The sequence below is a fragment of the Crossiella sp. CA198 genome (genome assembly GCF_052078295.1).
Classification (GTDB): Bacteria; Actinomycetota; Actinomycetes; order Mycobacteriales; family Pseudonocardiaceae; genus Crossiella.
Window position 1 is genome coordinate 148590 of record NZ_JBQJIM010000013.1, and the last position, 18105, is coordinate 166694.

The window sequence follows — 18105 nt, forward strand, 5'->3', positions numbered from 1 at the left end:
TCGGCCGCCCCAAGCCACCCGATCAGGCGATCTTCGGCGTCGCCCGCGCCCCCACGTACACACACCCGGTCCCATCCGGCAGCCGGCTGAACACCACCGGCATCCAATCCCCGCTGAACGTCCCGGTTCCCGGTCCCGCGAACACCGTCACCCCCGCTGACTCCGACACCGCCGTCAACTCCATCTCCAGCGCATCCGAATACACCGCCATCCCACCCACAAACCGGTACACCAGCCGCGCCACCCCATCCCGCGCGGTGACCGTGATCTCCACACCCTCCCGCCGATACGTCCCCGCGAACCGCGCCACATCCACCACCAGCGGCCGCGCGGGCGGACCGAACGGCGCGGGCATCCGCACGGCGGCGATCTCGGCCAGCAGCTCGCGGAACAGGTTCGCGTACAGGATCCGGGCGTCGCCGCCGTTGGTCAGCAGGGCCACCGCTACCCGGGTGCCGGGGATGACGCGCAGGTAGGCGAACTGGCCGGTGCCCGCGCCGTCATGGCCGTAGCCGGGGGTGCCGTCCCAGTCGTAGAGGGTCCAGCCCAGGCCCCAGGCGTCGGAGCTGACGGTCCACTTGTCGGGGACCTCGACCTCGCGGTTCTGCATGGCGGTGACCGTGCCGGTGGATAGCAGGCGGGTGCCGTCAGCGGTGCGGCCGTCGTTGAGGTGCAGCTGGGCGAAGCGGACCAGGTCGGCGGCACTACTGCACAGGGCGCCGCCGTAGGGGCCTGCGTTGCGGGTCATCAGGTTCCAGACCGGGACCGGGGTGGGCGCTTCGCCCTGGGGGCCTTCGTGGCCGATGGCGGTGCGGAAGCGCAGGGCCTGTTCGGGCAGGGTCACCGAGTGGGTCAGGCCCAGCGGTTCCAGCAGCAGGGTGCGCAGGGCTTCGTCCCAGGTCAGGCCGGTGAGGACCTCGATGATCCGGCCGAGCACGTTGTAGCCGCTGCTGCTGTAGGCGAAGGCGGCGCCGGGCGGGAAGTCCTGGCCGAGGTCGGCGCAGGCGGCGACGTAGCGGGCCAGGGCGTCGTCGCCGCGGCCGGTGTCCAGGCTGAAGTCGCCGCTGAGGCCGCTGGTGTGGTTGAGCAGCTGGCGGACGGTGACCATGCCGGCCGCCGCCGGGTCGGCGACGGTGAACCCGGGCAGCACGTCGATCACCCGGGCGTCCAGGTCCAGCTTGCCCGCCTCGACCAGCCGCATGACCAGGGTCGCGGTGTAGACCTTGGCGACCGAGCCGAGCTGGAACAGCGAGTCGGTGGTGGCGGTGACGCCGGTGCCGCGATGCAGGACGCCGCTGGCCAGTTCGTGGATCCGGCCGTCCACCAGCACGGCCAGGGTCGCGCCCGGCACCTGGTGGTCGGCGCGGAGCTGGTCGAGACGGGTCTGCCAGTGCGCGAGATCGAAGGTCATCGGATTCTCCCCAGGTTGCGAACGATGTTCCGTTGTTGCGCACACTGTACGCACAGTGCGAGCAGAGACGCAACTGCGTACGTTGTGCGCTAGCCTTGGGGCATGGCCGCAGAGCAGAAGCCGAACCTGTCGGTGTGGACCCGTCCGCGGCGCACCCGCGAGCAACCGGCGCTGAGCCGGGCGCAGATCGTGGCCGAGGCGGTCCGGCTGCTCGACGCCGACGGCCTGGACACCCTGAGCATGCGCAACCTGGGCGCACGACTGGGCGCCGGCGCGACCTCGCTGTACCGGCACGTGGCCAACAAGGACGAGCTGATCGAACTCGTGGTGGACGAGGTCTACGGCGAGATCGAGATCCCGGACCCGGACCTGGACTGGCGGGCGGGAGCCACGGCCTGCGCGCACAGCATGCGCGCGGTGATCCTGCGGCACCCGTGGCTGGCCTCGGTGCTGGGCCAGGTGGGGCTGTCCTACCTGGGCCCCAACGTGATGCGGCTCAACGACCGGATGCTCGCGGTGTACCTGGCCGCCGGTTTCGACCTGCCAGAGGCGGACCAGGCGCTGAGCGTGGTGGCCGCGTACGTGATCGGCATCAGCACCAGCGAGGCGGCCTGGCTGACCACGCTGGCGCGCAGCGGGCAGGACGAGGCGGAGTGGGCGGAGGGGTTGCGGGAGACCGCGGAGCGGGCGATGGCGCCGTATCCGCGGCTGGCCGAACTGACCGCGCTGTACCGGAGCCAGGACCAGCCGCGGGAGAACCGCTTCGACTACGGCCTGCGGCGGGTCCTGGACGGGCTGGCCACCCGGCTGGGCTAGGACCGGCGGCCAGGCGAGGTCGCGGTCAGCTGGCGAACAGCTCCGGGTACGCGTTGAGCGCGGGCTGCCCGCCCAGGTGCGCGTACAACACCGTCGAATCCGGGGCGATCTCCTTGCGGGACACCAGGTCCAGCAGGCCGGCCATGGACTTGCCCTCGTACACCGGGTCGGTGATCATGCCCTCGATCCGGGCCGCCACCCGCATCGCCGCCAGGGTTTGTTCGTCCGGGAGGCCGTAGACGCCCGCGTGGTAGCGCTCGTCCAGGATCAGGGCGTCCGCCGGGATTTCCGTGCCCAGCAAGGACGCGGTGCCCTCGGCGATGCGGCGGACCTGGTCGCGGGTGGCCTCGGGGGTGGCGGAGGCGTCGATGCCGATCACCCGGCGCGGCGGGCCGCCGGCGGCGGCGAAGCCGGCGATCATGCCGGCGTGGGTGGAGCCGGTGACCGAGCAGACCACGATGGTGTCGAAGAAAATGCCCAGTTCTCGTTCCTGGTTCACCACTTCCTGGGCCCAGCGGGCGAAGCCGAGGCCGCCAAGGCGGTGGTCGCTGGCGCCTGCCGGGATGGCGTACGGGGTGCCGCCGGCGGCGCGGACCTCGGCCAGGGCCTGTTCCCAGCTGGGGCGCATGCCGATGTCGAAGCCCGCCTTGGAACGGCGGATGTCCGCGCCCAGCAACCGGCTCAGCTGCAGGTTGCCCACCTGGGCGTAACCGGGGGTGTCGTGCTCGACCCAGTCCTCCTGGACCAGGACCGCGCGCATCCCGGTCACCGCGGCGACCGCGGCCACCTGGCGGGTGTGGTTGGACTGCACGCCGCCGATGGAGACCAGGGTGTCGCAGCCCTGCGCAAGGGCGTCCACCACCAGGTACTCCAGCTTGCGGATCTTGTTGCCGCCGTAGGCCAGGCCGGAGTTGCAGTCCTCGCGCTTGGCCCAGATCCGGGCGCCGCCCAGGTGCCGGGTGAGGCGGGTCAGCTCATGCACCGGAGACGGGCCGAACAACAGCGGATAGCGGGGGAAATTCGCCAGACTCACGTGCTGCTCCCGTCGTCGTGGGTGTTCAGGGCGGCCCAGTTGGCCTCGACCAGCTCGGCGGCCCGGCCGGCCTCGGCGGCGGCGCAGGCGCGGATGATCTGCTCGTGCATGCGCACCGAATCGCGCCCGGCGAGCGAGTCGAACCGCAGCAGCACCACCCGTTGCAGTACCGGCAGGTACCGCTCGATAGTGGCGGCCACCGCGACGTTTCCGCAGGTGCTGACCGCGACCGCGTGGAACTCCTCATCCGCGGTCAGCGCACCCAGTGGATCACCGGCGGCCAGCGCGGCGGTGAAACGCTCGTTGGCCGCGCGCATCGCGGACAGCTCGGCCGGGCCGAAGCGCGGCACCGCCAGCCGGGTGGCCACCGCCTGCATGGCCTGCACCACCACCTGCGCGTCCCGCACCACCACCGGATCCACCGCGGTGACCCGGGTGTAGGAGTGCGGTTTGCTCTCGATCAGGCCCTCGTCGGTCAGCCGCGCCAGCGCCTCACGCACCGGGGTTCGGGACAGGCCAAGGCGTTCGGCCAGGTCGACGTCGCGGACCGGCGAGCCGGGCGGCAGGTCGCCGACCACGATGGCCCGGCGGATGGCGGTCAGCGCGCGGTCCCGCAACAGCGACCGGTCCACCCGACTAATATATTGCATACCGGCACCGTAGCACGCGGGCCTGGCTACGTTCATTGCCCGAGCTGGATCCGGTTCCCCAACCCCGCCACCGTGGACTTGTCACCACGGGTGGCGGGGAGCGCGCGGTTCGGCCCACTCCTCCGGCGGCACCGTCAGCGCGGGCGGGTCGCGACAGCTCGCGAGGGCCGCGGCCGCGGCCGGGAGGAGGTAGTTGATGGGGCGTACGCCGGAACCGGACGGCTCGGCTCGGGACACCGAGCCGGACCTGTGGTGGTGGCGAGGACTGCGCACCGTGCTCCAGTTACTGGAGGCGGTGGCGGCCCTGAGAAATGACGAGGCCCTTGTCCTGACGACAAGGGCGCTCATCGTGCTGGGTGAGATGACCGTTGAGGCTGGCGAGCACAGGCGGTCCTGACACCCGGGGTGGGCCCGGCCGTCTCTCGGCGGCCGGGTTCCCCCTCCAGGAAACAACGAACACGCTCGATTGCCAAGCGATGCCAACCGGATCGCACCTTGGGACCCGGCACGGAACGGGTTTCGTGCGCGGCCGGATCATGATGTGCTGGAGGGAGGGGGTGTGATGACCGAGGCGGCGGAGTGCGCGGAGTGCGCCAAGCCGCTGCCGCCCGCACCCGAGTCGGGCCGGCCGCGGCGGTTCTGCTCGGACACCTGCCGCTCCGCCGCGCGCCGGGCCAGGGAACGCCTGCGGAAGGCCGAGGCGCAGGAGCAGGCGCGGCGCTGCTCGACCGGGCTCGCCGGGCATTCCTGCCCACGAGAGGCGGAATTCGAGCTGGCCGTGCACGAGCGCCGGTTCCGGGTGTGCGGCCGCTGCCATGAGGTCACGCTGCTGTTCCTGATCAACCAGGGAGTGCCTGCCACCGCGGTCGAGGTCACCCGGCTGACCGGACCGGACCCGGCCTCGGCCGAAGCGCCCCAGACCCCGGCTCCTTCCTCGGCGCGCATTCTGCTGATCGAGGACGACGAGCGGGTGTCCGAGGCACTGCGGCACAGACTCGACAGCCGGGGCTTCCGGGTCACCACCGAGCGCACCGGGCTGGACGGGCTGCGCGCGGCCTATGGGCGGCGGCCCGACCTGGTCCTGCTCGACCTCGGCCTGCCGGACATGGACGGCTTCCGGCTGCTGCGTCAGCTTCGGGGGGTCAGCGATGTGCCGGTCATCGTGGTCACCGCGCGCAACGGGATCAACGACCGCATCGTGGGCCTGACCAGCGGCGCCGACGACTACCTGGTCAAGCCGTTCGCGGTCGGCGAACTGCTCGCCCGGATCACCCGCCTGCTCCAGCGCGAGTCCGCGCGGCAGTGGGCCGCCGAGGTCTACGACGACGGGCTGCTGCGACTGGACTCACTGCGGCGCGAGGTGCACGTGGACGGCGTCCAGCTACCCCTGACCCCGATCGAGTTCCGGCTGCTCGAACTGTTGACGCGCAACGCGGGCGCGGTGCAACCGCTGGACAAGCTGGTCGGGCACGCCTGGGAGGATCCTGGCGGCCCGGGCGCGACGACCAGGGTCAAGTTCGCGGTGTCCCGGTTGCGCTCGAAGCTGGACACCACCGCGCTGGGCAGCGCCTGCATCGTCTCGGCCAGGGGCGTCGGCTACCTCTACCGGCCGCAGGCCCGGACCAGGACCTCGGCCGAGATCAGGCCGAGCGCCGGGTACGGGCACGCGGCCGGCCTGCTGCGGCAGCTGGACGACGCGGACTAAAACTGCGTGACCCGAAAACTTGCGCGCCCCGCATGTTCCTCGCTACGGTTTCCCCATGGACAGCGCGAAGCCGGAACCCGGGCTGCGGGAGCGTAAGAAGGCAGCCACCCGGGACGCGCTGAGCTGGGCCGCGATCAAGCTCGCGGTCGAGCGCGGACTGGAGAACGTGCTGGTCGAGGACATCGCGGCGGAGGCCGGGGTATCCGCGCGGACGTTCAACAACTACTTCGGTAGCAAGGCGGAGGCAATCGCCTCCCGGCACCTGGAGCGGGCACGGCAGATCGCGGTCCGCTTCCGGGAGTGCCCGGCCGGGCAGCCGTTGTGGGCTGCGCTGACCGAGTCGGTGCTCGGGCATTTCCGGGAGCTGGAACAGAAACCGCCGGACCCGGTATGGCAGGCCGGGGTGCGGTTGATGACCGCGGACCCCAGTCTCACCGGGGAGTTCCTCAAGGCCAGCGCGCAGGCCGATCACGAGTTCGCGCTGGCCATCGCCGAGCGCACCGGCACCGACCTCGGGCACGACCTGTACCCGCGGCTGGTGGCGAGCGCGGTCAGTTCAGCGATCGGGGTGGCCACCGAGATCTGGATGCACTCCGACCCGCCGCGACCGGTGATCCCGCTGATCGCCGACGCGCTGGCCCAGGTCTCCGCCGGACTCCCCGCGCCCTAACGACTTTCCTCCCCCCGTGCCCTTGTCCAGCTGGCAAGAGCAAGGGAGGACACCGTGGCAGAACAGCACGACGTGGTCATCGCAGGCGGCGGCCCCAACGGGTTGCTGCTGGCCTGCGAACTGGCCCTGGCCGGCGTGCGGCCGGTACTGCTGGAACGACTGGCCGAACCCTCGTTGGAACCCAAGGCCAACGGACTGGTCGGCCGGGTCATCGAGGCACTCGATTATCGCGGGTTGTACGAACGATTCAGCGGCACGCCCGGCCCCGCACCACGCACGCCGTTCTTCCAGTTCGGCGCGATGTTACTTGATTTGTCCACAATGGACGATCATCCACTGCGCACCATGATGGTGCCCCAGGCGAGGATGGAGGCCCTGCTCACCGAACGCGCTCAGGAACTCGGCATCGAGATCCGGCGCGAGCACGAGGTGACCGACCTCGTCCAGGACGCGGACGGCGTCACCCTGACCGTGCGCACGCCGGAAGGCGAACAGGAGATCCGCACCCGCTACCTGGTCGGTGCCGACGGTGGCCGCAGCACGATCCGGAAGCGTTGCGGCATCGGGTTTCCTGGCGTCACCGACGACAGTTTCACAGCGTGGCTGGGCAGCGTGGCCATCGAGCAGCCGGTGGCGGTCGCCGACTCCGGTGAGCTGGAGGTGCCGGGCATCGGCAGGCTGTACCCGGCCAGTTTCCGGCGCACCGAACGCGGATTGTTCGCCTACGGCATGTTCCAGCCCGGCCAGTACCGGGTGTTCATCATGGAATGGCACCGGGACGCGGCGGAGACCGGGATCGCCGGACTGCGCGCGGCGGCGGGCCGGGTGCTCGGCACCGATATCCCCATGCGCGCGCTGGAAGGCATGGAGGAACCTGGCCACACCACCGCGGGCATCAACTCCCGGCAGGCCGACCGCTACCGCGAGGGCCGGGTGCTGCTGGTCGGCGATTCCGCGCACGTGCACTCCGGGATGGGCGGGCCGGGGCTGAACCTGGGCATGCAGGACGCGCTGAACCTGGGCTGGAAACTGGCCGCCGTGGTCACCGGGCGTTGTGGCGAGGAACTCCTGGATTCCTATGAGCGGGAACGGTTCCCGGTCGGCGAGCGGGTGATCATGCACACCAGGGCGCAGACCGCGCTGGTCTCGCCGGGGCCGAATGTGACCGCGGTGCGCGCCCTGTTCGAGGAGTTGCTGACCGAGCAGAACGTGACCAGGCGGATCGTGGATCTCATGGCGGGCGCGGACATCCGCTACGACATGGGTGTCGAGGATCCGCATCCGCTGGTCGGCCGCTGGCTGCCGGATGTGTCCCTGCGCACCGAGCACGGGCCCACCAGGGTGGCCGAGTTGATGCGCGCGGCCCGGCCGCTGTTGCTGACACTGGCGGACGCGCCGGAACTGGTCGCCGTGGCCGAGGGCTGGGTGGACGTGGTGCCGGCGAAGCTGGCGGAGGACGTGGAGCCGACTCGGCAGAGCGAAGATGCCGAGCCGACCGCACTGGGCGCCTCAGCCGGGGTGCGCTCAGCGGCAGGCACCGGGGCCGGGCTTGGGGAAGTCGAGGTCGTGCTGGTGCGGCCGGACGGCTACGTGGCCTGGGCAGGCGACGCGGACACGCCCGGCGCGGCGGAGTCGCTGCGCCGGGCGCTGGCCACCTGGTTCGGCAAGCCGATGCGATGACCGTCCACAGTGGACCGAGCGATCCCCGTGATCGCTCGGTCCACCGGGTCTAGAACGGCCAGTCCCCGCGTTCGCCGCGTTCCACCAGGGTCAGCAGGTCGAACGAGCGGTCGGACAGGCCGCCGAAGGTGTGCCGGTAGGGCTGGCTCACCGGGGTGTGGCCGGTGGCGTAACCGGCCAGGTTCCAGGTGTAGAGCGGAACCTGGGCCGGGACGGCGCTGGTGACGTCGCCCTGGCCGTGCTGTTCGTCGGTGAGCAGCACCACCCGGTCGTGCCCGCGGAAGTGCTTCCGCAGCGCGCTGACCGTGTCGGTGCCCTGACCGAGGAAGTAGCCCTCCTGCTGCCAGCGCCGCACGCCGCGCAGCACCGGCTCGTCCGGGCGGACCGGGAAAACCCGGCTCTCGTCCGAATAGGACACCACCGTGGGACGCGCCGCCCTGGCCGCCAGGGCCAGGCCGAAGACCACCGCCGCGTCCCACCGCTTCAGCGTGCCGTCGCGGGAGAACGAGTCGGTCATCGAGTAGGAGGTGTCGATCAGCACCAGGGTGCGGCCGGACAGCCGTGGCACCGCGGCCAGCGAATGCCCCAGCGCCGTGTCCAGCACGCCCGACCAGCGTTCCCCGGCCGCCCGGTAGGCGGAGAGGAAGCGTAGCGGGAGCTGCTTGGACCTGGCCACCTGCGCCGGATCGGCCAGCTTCGCGCCGATCCGGGCCGCGTCCTGGTCGCTGATCCCGGCCTGGTCGAAGTTGCGCAGGTTGCGCAGCAACGCCATGTAGCCCATGGACGGGATCACCGCGGACCAGGCCGCCGCGTCCAGCGGACCCTGCAACCAGCCGGCCAGCGCCTCCCAGGTCATGCCTGCCTCGCGGAGGTCGGCGATGGCCTGGGCCGGATCGGTGGCCAGCTTGGCGCGCCTGGCCTCGACCGGCAACGCGGTCAGGGCCTGGCGGGCCTGCAGCACCGGCAGTCCGAGCGGCTCGCCCGCGCGGCCGTGCCGCTCGTCGATGAGCCGACGGAACAGCAGGCCCTGGCGTTCGTCCAGCGGCGCCGGGTGGGTCAGCTCCAGCACGTCGGCGAACCGGTAGTCCCGGCCGGCCGAGTCCCACTTGAGCGCGGAACGCTCGTCGTAGAGCCGCCGCACCGCGTCCGCGATCCCGCGCTTGACCGGCTTCGGGATCGCCCGGCCGTGCCGCGCGGTCCAGTAGCCCAGCAGTTCGCCGGGTTCGTCCGCGCGCCGCAGCACCGAGTCGATCACCTGCCGGGACTGGCCGGGCAGGCCGTTGTCCAGGCGGGTCTTGGCGAACTCGGCCGCGCCCACCAGTGCCGCGGACCGCAGGTTCGCCGAGGTGCGCAGCCAGGCCAGCAGCCGCGCCGTCCACTCCGGATCTGCCAGGGTGGCGGCGCGAACCAGTGCGGCGTAACGGTTGTCGCGGTCCTGGGCCTGCTCGTAGAACGAGTTCTCGCCGACCAGGTTGCTGATGGCCAACAGGAAAAGCTCGGTGCGGGTGTCCCGCTTGTAGGCGATACCGCCCTGGTGCGTGCGCGGACGCAGCCGCGCCAGCAGGTTGAACTTGCTCATGGAACACCCCCCGGGGATTTCCTTGTGGGCTAACGAAAAAAGAAGTTTAGGTGTGCCCGAGATCCAAGTCGGCGACGGTACACGTGCTCTACCAAGCTGAGCTACCAGGCCGAAACCTGGGCGGGATTCGAACCCGCGACACCGCCGTTACGAGTGGAAGTAACCGTTGCCTGCGCACCGGGCACAGAGAGAACACTAGCCGGAACGCTCAAGCGCCCCAACCGATTTATCGCAGACGGTCGGCGTAGACGGCCATCGCGTCCCGGATGAACTCGGCCACGCCCGCGCCGAATTTCTCGTAGTTCACGGTGAACCGCTCGTCCTGGACGTACATCTCGCCGAGCCCGCGGAACTGCTCCGCGGTGGGTCGCCTGCCCTGCCAGCCGGCGACCACCCAGTCGTAGTGCCGGGCCACGATGGCCTGGACTTCGGCCACGCCCGGATCCTGGCCCGCCGCGGCGGCCTGGGCCAGCGCGGTGCCGATCGCGATCTGCTCGTCCAGGTGGGCCTGGCGGCCGTCCGCGCCGAGTCCGCGCCACCATCGGTCACCGCGCTGGTAGGTCTCCTTGCCCCAGCGCTGAGTCACTTCCTGCTCGTACTTCGTGTGGTCGAAGCCGTCGAAAACCTCGGCAGCCATCAGTTCTTCACCTTCTTCCGTCTTCCGCAACGTGGTCCGCACCGACTCGATCTGCCGCCCGATCCGCCTGCGCTGTTGCTCCAGCAGTTCGAGGTGGGTGCGCAACGCGGCGGCGGTGTCCCGCTGCCCGTCGAGCACCTCGGTGATCATCGGGAGGCTCAGGCCGAGTTCCCGCAACAGCAGGATGCGTTGCAGGCGCACGAGGGAGTCCTGGTCGTAGTACCGGTAACCGTTGCTCCCCACCCGGCTGGGCGGCAGCAGCCCCAGCTCGCCGTAGTGGCGCAGCGTGCGGCTGGTCGTGCCCGCCGAGCGGGCGATGTCCTGGATCGACCACTCCATCGCCGCTCACCTCTCGTCGTCGTTCGGTGAGAGCAACGGTAGAAGTTGACGCAGCGTCAAGGTCAACCGCGAAGACGGAAGAAGGTGACCCGGTTCACCCGGCCGTGGTGGCGAGCCGGAGCAGCGCCCAGAGCTGGGCGGTGGCGTCCCGGCTGCCGGCCAGGGTGACCGTGCGGTCCGGGACGCGGCCCCACAGCCACAGGTAGACCGACATGGGCTCGCCGGTGACCAGGCCGTCCGCGCCCGCGGCCTCGGTGGCCGAGACGCGCTCGGCCACCGTGCCCTCGGGTCCGGTGTGCACCAGCCAGGCGTGGCCGCCGCAGCGCAGGCCGACCGTGCCGCGTTGCGGGCCGGTGATGCCCAGCCGCCCGAGCCGGTAACCCAGCCAGAGCTGCAGGGCCTCGTCCACCCCGTCCACGGCGAACTCGGGCGCGATCTCCAGCAGCGGACTGCCCGCGGCGGACTGGGCGTCCACCCGGTGCAGCGTGCTCTCGTGCGCCATCCGCCGTCGCCAGAACCCATAGCTGGAATCGGCTGGCCACCAGGTCGGGCAGGGCGCGTACGGATCGTGCCCGGCCAGTTCGCCGACCAGGGCACGCAGTCCGGCGCGCACCTGCTCGGGCAGTGGGTCCTCCGGTTCGTCCTCCTCGCTGGTGAGCAGTGGCGGCGCCCCGGTGCGCAGCCAGCTCAGCGCCAGCCGGTAGCCGAGCGCGGCCGCGCGGACCGCCTCGCCGAGGGTGCGCCGCGGCCAGGCGGGCACGGTACTGGTCAGGTCCGCCTCGGCCGCGCAGACGGCGAGCAGTTCGCCCTCGTTCTCCAGGACGTCGAGTAACCGCGCCGGGTCGATGAGTGCCTGCCCGCTCACCTGTCTGCCTCGTGCAGGACCCGCTCGGCGAGCACGAGGAAGTCCTCGGTCTGCCGGAGCAGGTCATCGGCGTCGCGCTGGGTGACCAGCCGGGTGATCCCGGCCTGCACCTGCGCCCGGCGATGGGCGCCCGAGGCGTAGAAGGCAGCCCATTCCCGCAGCTCAGGGGCTGCGGCGGCGAGTAACACCCAGACGCTGGTCGGACGGTTCTTGCCGGGGCGGGGACGCGCCCGGATGGCCAGCACCGAGGCGGCGGCACGCAGTGCGGCCAGGTGCGCCACGGCGTAGCGCTCAGCGGGCTGCGGTTCCCTGCGCGCTGTGTCCAGGCCACGCTGGGCCTGGGCGAGCAGACCGGCCGCGGCCACCGGACCCGTGCGCGGCCGGTAGGGCAGCTCGGGAGAGTTGCGCCGCTGGATCGGGAAGTGGACGGGGACAGACATCACGGCCTCCTCAGAACGTCACCACAAAGGACGACTCCGCCGAGGGGAAGCCGGCGGCGCCGGGCGGCGAGGTGCTTCCCCCACCCCGCCGCCCGGCTGGTCCGAACACACGATCTCTCGAACATGCGTTCGAACGACTCCACCCTAGCCTGGGGTACCGACAATGCTCAACCCATCTCGACGTGGGGCGGAACACCGCGAGGGCTGGCGGTCATGGTCTGATGGGACGGTGAGCGCAGCAGAGCATCCCGGCATCAGCGAGACCGTCGTCGAGCTGACCGCCGACGACCTCCGCCTGCGCCTGGGTGAGGCCCTGGCGCTGTACGTGGCGGCGATGCGATACCCGCCGAGCACCGTGCAGCAGCGGGCCCCGATGTGGCTGGCGCACATGGTCCGGGTGGGCTGGCGATGCGTGGGCGCCTTCGACGAGCAGGGCACGCTGGCCGGGATCGGCTACGGCTACCGGGGTGCCAGCGGGCAGTGGTGGCATGAGCAGGTCCGGCGGGGGCTGACCGCGGTGGCGCCGCCGGAGCAGGTGCACCAGTGGATGGGCGATTACTTCGAGCTGACCGAGTTGCATGTGCGGCCGGATGCACAGGGCAAGGGGCTGGGCGAGCAGTTGTTGCGGGGGCTGATGACCCGGACCGGCTCCGGGACGGTGTTGTTGTCGACGCCGGAGGGACCTTCGCGGGCTTGGAAGTTGTATCGGCGGCTGGGGTTTCAGGACGTGTTGCGGCATTACACGTTCACGGGTGACCCCCGGCCGTTCGCCGTTCTGGGGCGCACATTGCCACTCTGACGGCGTGTTGGCCGTTGTCGTACGGCGAGTTGGCCGTTATGGACGCCGAGTTGGCCGTTGTCGTACGCCACGTTGGCCGTTACGGGACGGGGCAGGGGGTGAAACCCCCACGACGAGGGCCCTCGCGTGTTCTCCGTACGGCCTGGAGCATGCAGACCACACCCCGATGAGCGGCCCCTGCAACACAAACCGCCGCCCGGCCAACCCAACGCGACGGGGGCCGCTCATCGGGGTGTGGTTAGCTGGCGCAAGGCCGTACGGAGAACACGCGAGCCCTCGGAGCCACGCTGGATCAGGTCCCGGCAGCCCAAACCCGCCCCGCAACCCGCCGGACCCGGCTCTTGATCTGCCCCACCCCTCCGGTGGTCTGCCCGGCCGGCGAGGCCATCCCTTTTTGATCTTCGGGTTGACAGTCAAAGGCGAAGATCAAGAGCTACAGGCGTCCTCGCCGGACGGGCAGAAATCAAAGGATGGGGGGAAGAACGAAGAACAAGAACCAGTGCTCGTGTGCGGTTCCCCATCCCCGTCAGCCCTCCGATACCAAACCACATCTCACCGAGCGGCCCCCGTCACGTTGGGTGGTGTCGGCGGCGGTTTGTGTTGCAGGGGCCACTCGGTGAGATGCGGTGTGTCCTCTCCAGGCTGACGGGGATGGGGAACCGCTCGGATTGGGTTTTCGAAAAGCCAGCCCCGCCACCGGTTTCGGGCTTCGCCCGCTCGCAGCGGCCTATGGCGTACAACAACGGCCAACGTGCCGTACAACAACGGCCAACTCGACGTCCACAACGGCCAACTCGACGTCCATAACGGCCAACTCGGCGTCCATAACGGCCAACTCGGCGTACGACAACGGCCAACACTCGGTGCGGTTCGAGTGTTGGCCGTTGTGGGGGTTAGGCGCCCAGGCGGGTGCGGAGGAGGTCTAGGCCCATGGCGCCCATTTTGAGGGCTCGTTCGTGGAAGCGTTTGAGGTCGAAGTCGGCGCCTTCGCGTTGCTTTGCCTCGTCGCGGGCTTGGAGCCAGAGGCGTTCGCCGAGTTTGTAGCTGGGGGCCTGGCCGGGCCAGCCCAGGTAGCGGTCGATCTCGTCGCGGACGTGGGTGGCGTCGGTGATGGTTCTGGTGAGCAGGAATTCCAGGCCCAGTTCCGGGGTCCAGCGTTCGCCGGGGTGGAAGCCGGAGCCCGCGGGGATGGGGAGTTCCAGGTGCATGCCGATGTCGACGATCACCCGGGCGGCGCGGAACAGGTGGGCGTCGAGCATGCCCAGCAGGTTGCCGTCGTCGTCGAGGTAGCCGAGTTCGCGCATCAGGCGTTCGGCGTAGAGGGCCCAGCCCTCGCCGTGGCCGGAGACCCAGCAGAGCAGGCGCTGGAAGCGGTTGAGGCGCTCGGCCTCGGCCACCGCGGTGGCGATCTGCAGGTGATGGCCGGGCACGCCCTCGTGGTAGACGGTGGAGACCTCGCGCCAGGTGGAGAACTCCTCCTTGTCCGCGGGGACCGACCACCACATGCGGCCGGGGCGGGAGAAATCGTCGGTGGGGCCGGTGTAGTAGGCGCCCACGGTGCCGCCGGGCGGGGCGATCCGGCATTCCAGCTTCATCAGCCGGTCCGGGATCTCGAAGTGCACGCCGCGCAGCTCGGTCAGCGCCCGGTCGGACAGCTCCTGCATCCAGCGCTGGAAGGCGTCCTGGCCGTGCACCCGGTAACGCGGGTCGGCGTCCAGTGCCGCGGCGGCCTCGGCGAGGGTGGCGCCGGGACGGATCCGGCCTGCCACCTGCTTCATCTCCGCCTCGATCCGGGAGAACTCCTCCCAGCCCCAGTCATACGCCTCCTGCAGATCCAGCTCCGCGCCGGTGAAGAACCGGGAGGAGAGCTGGTAGACCTCCAGGCCGACGGCGTCCTTCTCCGGCGCGCTGGGGGCCAGTTCCTCGCGCAGGAAGCGGCCGAAGTCGGCGTAGGCGGCCGAGGCGGACTCGGCGTGCGCACGCAGTTCGCCGGTCAGCGCCGCGGAGACGCCCGGCACCTGTTCGGCGGCTGCGACCATGGTGCTGAAGAAGGACTCCCCGCCGCGGCGGCCCGCCCAGGTCTCGCACTGTTCGGCCACCCGGCGGACCTGGCGCAGCGCGGAGGTGCGGCCGTGCGCGGCGGAGTGGCTCAGCGCGGCGCGCACCTGCTCCAGCGCGACCGGCATGCCGCCGAGCCGGGTGGAGATCACCGCCCAGTCCGCCGCGGTGTCGCTGGGCATCAGGTCGAAGGTCTGCCGCAGCTCGTGCACGGGACTGGCGATGACGTTCAGCTCGCTGACGTCCAGGCCGGCCTCGTGCCGTTCCACGGTCAGCCCGACCCGCTCCAGGAACACGTCCTTGGCGGCCTGCTCGTCGGCGTCCGCGGCGGTGGCGGCGCGCAGGTCGCGCAGGGCGGTGCGGGCCAGCTCGGCGCGGGCGCCATGGCCATCCGGCGAATAGTCGGTGAGCTTGTCGTCATGACCAGGGACACCGAGGTAGGTGGCGGTGTTCGGGTCGAGCGCGGCGAGGTCTCGCACATACCGCTCGCTGATCTGGTGGACGCCTTCGGTCGCGGACATGCAGCGGACGCTACCGGGCGGGTCCGGGCGGACGCTTTCGAGTTCTTGTGCGCGGGCAAGGACAGCTCACCCGAACGGCTGGCAGGATGGCGCGGTGCCCCTGTCCCGCCCGCGACTGGTCGCCCTGCCGTTGCTCGGGCTGCTGTGCGTGCTGTTCCTCTCCGGCTGCGTGCGCGCCTCGCTGACCATGGCGGTCACCGAGGACGACCGGGTCTCCGGGGAACTGGTGCTGCTCACCCTGCCCGCCCGCGACGGCGACCTGGGCCCCCAGCTCAAGGTGCCAGCCGAGCTGGCCAGCCGGGTGCGGGTGCTGCCGCACAGCCGGGAGGGCTACTCCGGCTCGCAGCTGTTCTTCAACGGGCTGACCTTCGAGGAGCTGCGCCTGCTCTCCTCGGCCACCGACCTGATGTCCACCAACTACCGGCTGCAGCTGCGCCGCTCCGGCGGACTGGTCACGCTGTCCGGCTCGGTCGACCTCACCTCGCTGGCCCCCGACCGCACCGACGTGCAGCTGCGGATCAACTTCCCCGGCCGGATCGCCAGCACCAACGGCAGGCACGTCGCCAACGGCATCGCCTGGTCCCCCAGGGCCGGGGAGATCACCGAGCTGGCCGCCACGGTCTCCTACGCCGACCAGCGCACCGAGTCCTGGCAGTACTGGGCGATGGTGGTCGCGGGCGGTTCCGGCGGGGTGGCGCTGCTGGTGTACGTGCTGGCCTTCGTCGCGCACCGGCGCTACGTGGCCCGGCTCGACCCGGTGGGCTGACCACCCGGCGCCGCCTCAGCCCGCCGCGGCCGACCGCGGGAACTCGCTGACGTTGTCCGCCAACCGATCCGCCGGCCGCAGGGTGCGCACCGGCGGGTGCCCGTAGACTTGGCGGTACTGCGCGGAGAACCGGCCGAGGTGGGTGAATCCCCAGCGCAGCGCCACCTCGGTCACCGACCCGATGGCCCGGCCCTCGGCAATGGTCAGCAGGTCCTGGTGCGCCCGGTCCAGCCGGATCCGGTACAGGTAGGCCAGCGGCGTGGTGTCCAGGTGGCTGCGGAAGGCGCGCTGCAGCGAACGCACGCCGACTCTGGCGGCCACCGCCATGTCCGCCGGGGTGATCGGCTCGGCCGCGTGCTCCTCGCAGTAGGCCATCGCCCGGCGCAGCACCTGCGGCAACTCGGGACGGCCCGGTTCGGCCAGCACCTCGCTCAGGGTGTGCGGCTGGGTGTCCAGCAGGCCGTGCACCAGCATCTGCTCGAAGTGCGCCGCGGCCAGCGGGGACCGGGCGAACAGCCCGGCCGCGGCGTTGTCGGCGAAGGCGCGCATGGCCACCAGCCAGGACTGGGCCGCGGCCCGGATCTCCGGGTCGAACCGGGTCGGCGTGGCTGGCAGGTCGCCGAGCCGGGTGGCCAGCGCCTCGTCGATGGCGGCACGGGCGAAGCGCAGGATCAGCGTGTTGCTGTCCCCGCTCCAGCGCATCCGCAACCGTTGCCCCGGACCGACCACACTGCTCTCGGTGCCCACCGCCAGGTTGTCCACCCGCAACTCCCCGTGCCCGCTCAGCGGCACGTGCACGTTGTAGATGTCGGGCATCTCCCCCGGCCGCACCTCGACATCGGCGCCATAGCCCAGCTCGAACACCGACACCGCACCGACGTGCACCGCCGTGAACCGCCCCGCCAGGGGCTGGTTCGCCACCACCCGGAGCCGATGCGGCGCGAAGTGGTTGCTGACCACCTCGTGCACCTCATCGACATCCCGGCCCTCGAACAAGATCATGCTGACTCCCCGTGCCCTAACGAGGACGTCCCAGCCCTGGCGCTGGTTGTCCGGAATGCGGCACCCATCCTGTCGCGAAGTGGATTTACCCGCCGCGGCGCCCGGAATACCTTCGCTGCACGACGCGGGCCACTGGGGGTGTGCGCGTCGCGACCGGAAGGCGACAACCATGGCGGCGACACAGATCCGGACGGCCAGGCCGGTCGGGGACCTGCAGGTGGTCCTCGGCGCCCGACGGCCAGGAACCCGGATCCCACGCCGGGCCACTGCGCCAGCGACCCGGTGGGCCGACGCCCGCGGCCAGGGTCGCCGCCCCGCGCCCCGGTCGGCGTGACCAGGCGCCAGGCAACGCCACGCCTGGCGCCTGCACGACCGTCCGGGGCCCCCGGAAACCCCTTAGTGCCTCCTCCGCGCAGGCCCTAGCCTCGCTCCCATGAGCGAACGACGGATGATCTCCAGCGGCTCGACCTTCGAGGCGCAGGTCGGCTATTCGCGGGCCGTCGTGGTCGGCGACCACGTCTACGTCTCCGGCACCACCGGCTTCGACTACGCCACCATGACCATCGCCGAGGACGTCCTCGGGCAAACCGAGCAGTGCCTGCGCAACATCGAGCACGCGCTGGGCGAGGCGGGCTGCACCTTCGAGCAGGTGGTCCGGGTCCGCTATCTGCTGCCCGACCGCGCCGACTTCGAGCCGTGCTGGCCGTTGCTGCGCAAGGCTTTTGGCCAGGCCCGGCCGGCCGCCACCATGCTGGTGGGCGGGTTGCTGGACCCACGGGCGCGGATCGAGATCGAGGTCGACGCCCGGCTGGACTGAGCAGCGGGCCTGGGTGACTCAGCTGGCCTTGGTGTCCGGTTCCGGTGGCATCAACCGGATGAACGGGCCCGCGTCATCGGCCCGCGAGCGCCGGTCCGCCCGCTTGCGCCGCCAGCAGGAGCGCGCCACCACCACCGCCAGGATCACCGCCACCGCGACCCAGACCACCAGCACGATGGTCAGCTGCGCCTGGTCTGACAACAGCGGCTGGATCTCCGGTGCGGTCGGCGGCGCGCTCGGGTGGTGGATCGACAACGGGGGCACCACCTTTCGCCGGGTGTGTTGACCATAGCGAAAGTCATGTGGCGCAACGGCAT

The 18105-nt window shown here is 71.0% G+C and carries 18 protein-coding genes; 8 read left to right on the forward strand and 10 right to left on the reverse strand.

Going from position 1 to position 18105, the window contains the following annotated elements:
• Nucleotides 1–22: 22 nt before the first annotated feature.
• Nucleotides 23–1411: a serine hydrolase domain-containing protein gene (locus ACTOWY_RS22565; RefSeq protein WP_441311644.1), complete on the reverse strand. Its 1389-nt coding sequence runs from the start codon at nucleotides 1409–1411 to the stop codon at nucleotides 23–25.
• A 102-nt stretch (nucleotides 1412–1513) separates the two neighbouring features.
• Here ACTOWY_RS22565 and ACTOWY_RS22570 point away from each other — a divergent pair, with 102 nt between their 5' ends.
• Entirely contained in the window at nucleotides 1514–2227 is a 714-nt protein-coding gene (locus ACTOWY_RS22570; RefSeq protein WP_441311645.1) for a TetR/AcrR family transcriptional regulator, read from the forward strand.
• Between the two features lie 25 nt (nucleotides 2228–2252).
• On the opposite strand, the gene ACTOWY_RS22575 is transcribed toward ACTOWY_RS22570, so the two are convergent.
• Both ACTOWY_RS22575 and ACTOWY_RS22580 read right to left on the reverse strand, forming a co-directional pair.
• Entirely contained in the window at nucleotides 2253–3260 is a 1008-nt protein-coding gene (locus tag ACTOWY_RS22575; protein WP_441311646.1) for a 1-aminocyclopropane-1-carboxylate deaminase, read from the reverse strand.
• A complete protein-coding gene (locus ACTOWY_RS22580; protein WP_441311647.1) occupies nucleotides 3257–3910 on the reverse strand; it encodes a GntR family transcriptional regulator in 654 nt (217 codons plus the stop codon). Before ACTOWY_RS22580 ends, ACTOWY_RS22575 begins: the two co-directional genes overlap by 4 nt.
• Before the next feature lie 196 nt (nucleotides 3911–4106).
• Here ACTOWY_RS22580 and ACTOWY_RS22585 point away from each other — a divergent pair, with 196 nt between their 5' ends.
• The 4 genes from ACTOWY_RS22585 (at nucleotide 4107) to ACTOWY_RS22600 (ending at nucleotide 7965) form a co-directional block, all read left to right on the forward strand.
• Nucleotides 4107–4307, forward strand: coding sequence for a hypothetical protein (locus ACTOWY_RS22585; protein ID WP_441311648.1), 201 nt, complete (start codon nucleotides 4107–4109; stop codon nucleotides 4305–4307).
• A 165-nt stretch (nucleotides 4308–4472) separates the two neighbouring features.
• Nucleotides 4473–5615 carry a response regulator transcription factor gene (locus ACTOWY_RS22590; protein ID WP_441311649.1) on the forward strand — a complete coding sequence of 381 codons (1143 nt, stop codon included), beginning with the start codon at nucleotides 4473–4475 and terminating at the stop codon, nucleotides 5613–5615.
• 55 nt (nucleotides 5616–5670) lie between these two features.
• Complete coding sequence (locus tag ACTOWY_RS22595; RefSeq protein ID WP_441311650.1) at nucleotides 5671–6285, forward strand: TetR/AcrR family transcriptional regulator; 615 nt, start codon at nucleotides 5671–5673, stop codon at nucleotides 6283–6285.
• Nucleotides 6286–6339: 54 nt separating this feature from the next.
• Nucleotides 6340–7965, forward strand: coding sequence for an FAD-dependent monooxygenase (locus ACTOWY_RS22600; protein ID WP_441311651.1), 1626 nt, complete (start codon nucleotides 6340–6342; stop codon nucleotides 7963–7965).
• Between the two features lie 49 nt (nucleotides 7966–8014).
• Here the strand turns inward: ACTOWY_RS22600 and ACTOWY_RS22605 are convergent, their stop codons facing one another.
• From ACTOWY_RS22605 to ACTOWY_RS22620, 4 genes are all read right to left on the reverse strand, one after another.
• Entirely contained in the window at nucleotides 8015–9544 is a 1530-nt protein-coding gene (locus tag ACTOWY_RS22605; protein WP_441311652.1) for a TROVE domain-containing protein, read from the reverse strand.
• A 226-nt stretch (nucleotides 9545–9770) separates the two neighbouring features.
• Entirely contained in the window at nucleotides 9771–10520 is a 750-nt protein-coding gene (locus tag ACTOWY_RS22610; protein ID WP_441311653.1) for a MerR family transcriptional regulator, read from the reverse strand.
• A 94-nt stretch (nucleotides 10521–10614) separates the two neighbouring features.
• A complete protein-coding gene (locus ACTOWY_RS22615; RefSeq protein WP_441311654.1) occupies nucleotides 10615–11385 on the reverse strand; it encodes a maleylpyruvate isomerase N-terminal domain-containing protein in 771 nt (256 codons plus the stop codon).
• Nucleotides 11382–11825 (reverse strand): SAV_6107 family HEPN domain-containing protein, encoded by a 444-nt coding sequence (locus ACTOWY_RS22620; protein WP_247758819.1) that lies wholly within the window; start codon nucleotides 11823–11825, stop codon nucleotides 11382–11384. Before ACTOWY_RS22620 ends, ACTOWY_RS22615 begins: the two co-directional genes overlap by 4 nt.
• Nucleotides 11826–12054: 229 nt before the next feature.
• Here ACTOWY_RS22620 and ACTOWY_RS22625 point away from each other — a divergent pair, with 229 nt between their 5' ends.
• Nucleotides 12055–12624, forward strand: a complete 570-nt coding sequence (locus tag ACTOWY_RS22625) for a GNAT family N-acetyltransferase (protein ID WP_441311655.1) — start codon at nucleotides 12055–12057, stop codon at nucleotides 12622–12624.
• A gap of 893 nt (nucleotides 12625–13517) precedes the next feature.
• Here ACTOWY_RS22625 and ACTOWY_RS22630 read toward each other — a convergent pair.
• Nucleotides 13518–15203 (reverse strand): DUF885 domain-containing protein, encoded by a 1686-nt coding sequence (locus tag ACTOWY_RS22630; RefSeq protein WP_441311656.1) that lies wholly within the window; start codon nucleotides 15201–15203, stop codon nucleotides 13518–13520.
• Nucleotides 15204–15297: 94 nt separating this feature from the next.
• On the opposite strand from ACTOWY_RS22630, the gene ACTOWY_RS22635 reads away from it, so the two are divergent.
• A complete protein-coding gene (locus ACTOWY_RS22635) occupies nucleotides 15298–15969 on the forward strand; it encodes a DUF3153 domain-containing protein (RefSeq protein ID WP_441311657.1) in 672 nt (223 codons plus the stop codon).
• Between the two features lie 15 nt (nucleotides 15970–15984).
• Here ACTOWY_RS22635 and ACTOWY_RS22640 read toward each other — a convergent pair whose 3' ends face one another.
• Nucleotides 15985–16971 (reverse strand): AraC family transcriptional regulator, encoded by a 987-nt coding sequence (locus ACTOWY_RS22640; protein WP_441311658.1) that lies wholly within the window; start codon nucleotides 16969–16971, stop codon nucleotides 15985–15987.
• Nucleotides 16972–17404: 433 nt separating this feature from the next.
• Here ACTOWY_RS22640 and ACTOWY_RS22645 point away from each other — a divergent pair, with 433 nt between their 5' ends.
• Nucleotides 17405–17788, forward strand: a complete 384-nt coding sequence (locus ACTOWY_RS22645) for a RidA family protein (RefSeq protein ID WP_441311659.1) — start codon at nucleotides 17405–17407, stop codon at nucleotides 17786–17788.
• Nucleotides 17789–17806: 18 nt separating this feature from the next.
• Here ACTOWY_RS22645 and ACTOWY_RS22650 read toward each other — a convergent pair whose 3' ends face one another.
• Complete coding sequence (locus ACTOWY_RS22650; protein WP_441311660.1) at nucleotides 17807–18043, reverse strand: hypothetical protein; 237 nt, start codon at nucleotides 18041–18043, stop codon at nucleotides 17807–17809.
• Nucleotides 18044–18105 lie beyond the last annotated feature (62 nt).